Genomic DNA, 4287 nt, shown 5'->3' on the forward strand with positions numbered 1-4287 from the left:
GTGTCGGCGGCGTGCGCCCTCGTCGCGCAGCGTGTCGCCTTCCGTGCGCCGGACTGGTGGCTGGCCGGGCAGAACAGCGGTGATCCGGCCCAGGCGAAGGCGCTCGACCGGATCGCGCTCAACCCTCTCCTCGATCACGGCGTCACACTGGGCGAGGGAACGGGGGCGCTGCTCGCTCTGCCACTGGTACGGGCCGCGGCGTCCCTCGCGGCGGAGCTTCCCGAACGCGGCTGAGGCCGACTCGGAGCCGACACGGAACCGACACGGAGCCGACACGGACCGGAAGGTCTCGACAGCGGTCACCGGCAGCGGAAACGTGGGGGGCTACGCCGTGCGTCCCGTCCCCTCCTCACCGTTCCGTCGCCTTTCGGGAGAAGTCCGCTTGACTCCGGATGACGAGGCGCGCCCCGGCCCCTGGCCCCGGCGCGCCGCAGCCTTCGCCGTGTGGTACCTGCGTACCGCCGCCTTCGTCAATCTGCTCAGCGCGGTGTGGGTGTCCTTCGGGGCCAGCATCCGGCGGCACAGCGTCGACGACTACTTCACGCCGTATCTGCTGGAGGCCAGTTTCACGTCGGCCGTGGTGTCGGCGTTCATGGCGGTGACCCTGCGCCGCCGCAAACGGGCCGCGTGGATCCTCAACCTGGCGCTGGCCGGGGTGCTCCTGCTGCTGCTGGCGCTGCTGATGTGGTTCCCGGAGTTCCGGGCGCACGGCCAGAACTGGTTCTCGGTGGCGCTCACGGCGCTGTTCGTGGCCGCCCTGGTGGTGGGCCGGCGGGAGTTCTACGCGGTCGGCGACCGCTCCAACCCCAAGCTCGCGGCGGCGGTCGCGGCCGGCGGCCTGCTCGTCTGCTCGCTGATCGCCGCGTTCCTGGTGACGGTCACCAACCAGGCGGGGGACGCGTACCGCTCCACGTTCTGGGAGCGCTGGCGCTACGGCGTGCGGCGGCTGATCTTCCTGGCGAGCGACGACAGCCCGTTCCCGGCGATCGACACCCCGGACTGGGTCAACGTCACCATCAACGTGATGAGCACGGTGCTGCTGGTGCTGGTGGTGTGGGCGGCGTTCCGTTCCCGCCGGGCCACCGACCCGCTGACGCCCGAGGACGAGGCGCGGCTGCGGGCGCTGCTCGACAAGTACGGCGACCGGGACTCGCTGGGCTACTTCGCGCTGCGCCGCGAGAAGAGCGTCGTGTGGTCGCCGTCCGGGAAGGCGGCGGTCACCTACCGGGTGGTCGGCGGGGTCTCGCTGGCGTCGGGCGATCCGCTCGGCGATCCCGAGGCGTGGCCGGGGGCGATCGAGCCCTGGCTGGCCGAGGCCCGGGCGCACGGCTGGATCCCGGCCGTGATGGGGGCGAGCGAGGAGGGCGGCACCGTCTACGCCCGGCACGGCATGGACGCCCTCGAACTCGGTGACGAGGCCATCGTCGACACCGCGGAGTTCACCCTGGAGGGACGGGCCATGCGCACCGTCCGGCAGGCGTTCAACCGGGTGAAGCGGGCCGGGTACACGGTCCGCATCCGGCGGCACGAGGACATTCCCGAGGAGGAGATGGCCGAGCTGCTGCGGCGCGCGGACGACTGGCGCGACGGGGCGACCGAGCGCGGCTTCTCGATGGCGCTGGGCCGGCTGGGCGACCCGGACGACGGGCGCTGCGTGATGCTGGAGTGCCACGACGGCAAGGGCGAGCTGCGGGCGCTGCTGAGCTTCGTGCCGTGGGGCCCCAAGGGCCTCTCGCTGGACCTGATGCGCCGGGACCGGGACTCCGAGAACGGCCTGATGGAGTTCATGGTGATCGAGCTCCTCCAGCGGGCGAAGGAGCTGCGCATCGCCCAGGTGTCGCTGAACTTCGCGATGTTCCGCTCGGTCTTCGAGCGCGGCTCCCGGCTCGGCGCCGGGCCGGTGCTGCGGGCCTGGCGCTCGCTGCTGAGCTTCTTCTCGCGCTGGTGGCAGATCGAGTCGCTGTACCGCGCGAATGCGAAGTACCGGCCCATCTGGGAGCCTCGTTTCATGCTGTTCGAGAAGAGCAGTGACCTGCTGCGGATCGGTGTCGCGAGTGCCCGCGCGGAGGGCTTCCTGGAGGCTCCCGGGCTGCCCAAGTGGCTGAACCGCAAGCATCTGGAGAGCCGGCGATGAACCGTGCGGCGCTCCGACGCGCCGCGCGCACCGAATGGGGCCCGCTCGCCGCGACCGTGACGGACGCGCTCGCCCGCGACCGGCTCCGGGCGATCCCGCTGACGCTCTCGGCGGTCGCCCTCACCCTCGTCCTCCAGACGGTGCAGAACCGGCCCTGGGGTTACGGTCCCGTCCAGGCGGCGGGGTCGGTACGGGCCGAGCTGCCGTGGTGGCTGGCGCTGCTGCGGACGCCGCTGTCGCTGTTCGTCCCGGCGCTGGACCTGCCCGTCTGGGGGGCGCTCGCCCAGGTGCTGATCGTCTTCGGGATCGCGGAGATCTGCCTGGGCCGGTGGCGGACCCTGGGCATCGCCTACACCGCCACGCTGGCCGGGACGATGTACGCCCGGCTGGCCATCGCCCTGGGCCCGAACTGGCTGGGGCTGCCGCCGGAGGCCGCCAAGGTGGTCGACACCGGCCCGTCGGCGGCCGTGGTCGGGCTGGCGGTGTACGTGTCCTGGCGCTACCGGGCCTGGATCACCTGCGCGGTGGTGGTGCTGGCGATGGCGGCCGAGGTGGCCGCCAAGCCCAACCTGGCCGGCAAGGAGCACATCGCGGCCGTCGTGGCGATGCTGGTGCTGAGCGCGGCGGACGAGCTGCGCCGACGCCGCCGCAAGCCGCGGGACGACCGCTTCCGGGGCGGTCCGGGGAGTCCTGGGGGCCCGGGAAGCATGGGCAGCCCTGGGAGTACCGGAAGCCCCGGCGGCGGGGGCCGGCGGTCGGGCGGGGGTCAGCGGTCCGGGGCGCCGGCGACGAGGTCGTGAAGCCGGTTGCGGACCGCGTTCCAGCGGGCGTCGTGCCGGTAGGCCCGCACCCGGGCCCGGCGGCGGGCGCGCGGGCGGTTGCGGTAGAAGCGGCGGGCCCACGGCGAGCCGGGGCGGGCCAGCCGCACCGCGCCGATCAGCGCCACCAGCGGCACCACCGCGCCGATGAGCGCTATCCGCGGCTTGCCCTTCGCCAATGCGAACAGCGCGATCAGGAAGTTGAGCAGGATGTCCGAGACCAGGATGCTGCGGCTGCGCAGTTCCTGTGGCGTCAGCTCGTTCACCCCGAAGGGGGAGAACCCGAAGAGGACCAGGGCGACCAGAGCCGCCGTCAGCACCACGATCTCCACGCTCTTGCGGCCCTGTTCGGTCCAGTAGACGTCGTCGAGGTGCAGGATCAGCGCGAACTCGTCCAGCACCAGACCGGCGCCGGCGCCGAAGAGGACCGCCGCGGCCAGCGCGCCGAGCCCGTGCCGGCCCGCCGCCACCGCGCCGAAGCCGCCGATCACCATCAGCACCACGCCGGGGACGACGTGGTGGACGTGCAGACCGCCGGGGCGGATGTTGCGGAAGGGGCCCTTGCCCGCCCGGATGAGCCGGGTGATGATCCGGGTGACCACGAACGTCAGCACGAACGCGGTCAGGGCCGCCAGCAGGGGCAGCTTGCCCGGCTCGACGACGTTGCGGTCAAGCCAGTGATCCATCGGACTCCCGCACTTCCGAACTCCGCCCTGACGTGCAGTTTATCGACAACCGGGCGTCTCCCCGCGTTCATTCCGGGGCCTCTCCCGTACCGTCCGGACCACCCGGCGGCACCGGGATAACCTGCCCGCGATGACCGACACGCCCGCTCCCGACTCGCCCGCTCCCGGCACACCCGCTCCCGACGCGCCCCGCGCCACCGCCGGCGACGCCCTCCGGTTCGCCTTCGGCACGTTGACCGTACTGCCCGTCCGCCTGACCCGCTGGGACCGCGCGGCGGCGCGCGGGGGCATGCTCGCCGCGCCCCTCGCCGGGCTCCTCGTCGGCGGCTGCGCCGGTGCGACGGGCTGGCTCCTGCTGCTGCTCGGCGCGGGCCCGCTCGTCGCGGCGGTGGCCGCCGCCGCCGTGCCCGCGGTGCTCACCCGGGGGCTGCACCTGGACGGGCTGGCCGACGTCGCCGACGGGCTGGGCAGCGGCAAGCCCGCCGAGGACGCGCTGCGGATCATGAAGCAGTCGGACATCGGCCCGTTCGGCGTCGTCACCCTGGTGTTCGTCCTGCTCGGGCAGGTCGCCGCGCTGCACGGCCAGTTCGCCGCCGGCGGGGCGCGCGGCGCCCTCGCCGCCCTGGTGGCGGCCGTCGCCGCGCGCTGC

At 73.5% G+C, this 4287-nt stretch carries 5 protein-coding genes; 4 read left to right on the plus strand and 1 reads right to left on the minus strand.

The features are described from left to right. The 3 genes from JNW98_RS05460 to JNW98_RS05470 all read left to right on the plus strand — a co-directional run. Positions 1–234: nicotinate-nucleotide--dimethylbenzimidazole phosphoribosyltransferase (locus JNW98_RS05460; RefSeq protein WP_223766921.1), on the plus strand; the 234-nt coding region annotated here is incomplete at its 5' end. A gap of 148 nt (positions 235–382) precedes the next feature. Continuing rightward, a complete protein-coding gene (locus tag JNW98_RS05465) occupies positions 383–2134 on the plus strand; it encodes a phosphatidylglycerol lysyltransferase domain-containing protein (RefSeq protein WP_223766922.1) in 1752 nt (583 codons plus the stop codon). Then, positions 2131–2934 (plus strand): hypothetical protein, encoded by an 804-nt coding sequence (locus tag JNW98_RS05470; protein WP_223766923.1) that lies wholly within the window; start codon positions 2131–2133, stop codon positions 2932–2934. The genes JNW98_RS05465 and JNW98_RS05470 overlap by 4 nt, the downstream gene beginning before the upstream one ends. Here the strand turns inward: JNW98_RS05470 and JNW98_RS05475 are convergent. Then, complete coding sequence (locus JNW98_RS05475; RefSeq protein ID WP_223766924.1) at positions 2901–3638, minus strand: hypothetical protein; 738 nt, start codon at positions 3636–3638, stop codon at positions 2901–2903. The two genes, JNW98_RS05470 and JNW98_RS05475, sit on opposite strands and share 34 nt — an antisense overlap. Before the next feature lie 130 nt (positions 3639–3768). On the opposite strand from JNW98_RS05475, the gene JNW98_RS05480 reads away from it, so the two are divergent. Then, on the plus strand, positions 3769–4287 hold a 519-nt coding region (locus JNW98_RS05480), incomplete at its 3' end, for an adenosylcobinamide-GDP ribazoletransferase (RefSeq protein WP_223766925.1).

Origin of the sequence: Streptomyces huiliensis (genome assembly GCF_020037025.1) — a bacterium.
Lineage (GTDB): Bacteria > Actinomycetota > Actinomycetes > Streptomycetales > Streptomycetaceae > Streptomyces > Streptomyces huiliensis.